The organism is Gardnerella sp. CCPDSM (genome assembly GCF_056754715.1).
The window spans coordinates 1-438 of sequence record NZ_JBQEQO010000079.1 but is presented as its reverse complement, the minus strand read 5'-3'; the positions used below and the strand labels follow the sequence as shown (position 1 = coordinate 438).

Genomic DNA, 438 nt, shown 5'->3' with positions numbered 1-438 from the left:
AACTCCACGCGCTAACTCTCACCTTACGTTCGATGCTTTTTACTGTTAGAAAAACGGGGTTTTAAATGAGAATAGGCTTATTAAACGAGCGTATTGTGCTGCTTAAAAACAGTGTTGAAATTGATGATATTGGTAACCATAAGATTAAGTGGAGTAAATATTACGAGTGTTACACCACGGTGAGTGCTGAAAGTCCCATAGAAGAGACTTCGGCGGGAAACGTGTGGGATGAGTCAAAAATAGATTTTACTATCCGCTATTCGAAAGAAACAGCCGTAGTCTCATCGCTTGGTTACAGGATTATTTTCCGTGATACGGTTTACGAGATTTTAGGTGTTGACCACATGAATTATAAGAAGAAAAGCCTGAAACTTCACTGTAAGAGGTGTAAAAAGTGAGCAAAGTAAGTATTGGCAGCCTCTCTCAAGAAGTTATTAA

Annotated in this window: 1 protein-coding gene; it reads left to right on the top strand. The window is 38.8% G+C overall.

All coding sequences use genetic code 11. The annotated features are described in order from the left end of the window. Nucleotides 1–65: 65 nt before the first annotated feature. Entirely contained in the window at nucleotides 66–398 is a 333-nt protein-coding gene (locus ACTJLE_RS06620; RefSeq protein WP_481267922.1) for a phage head closure protein, read from the top strand. Nucleotides 399–438: the final 40 nt, after the last annotated feature.

Excerpts from the sequence above, each read along its gene's own strand:
- ACTJLE_RS06620 (WP_481267922.1), top strand. The coding sequence starts at position 66 with ATGAGAATAGGCTTATTAAACGAGCGTATTGTGCTGCTTAAAAACAGT.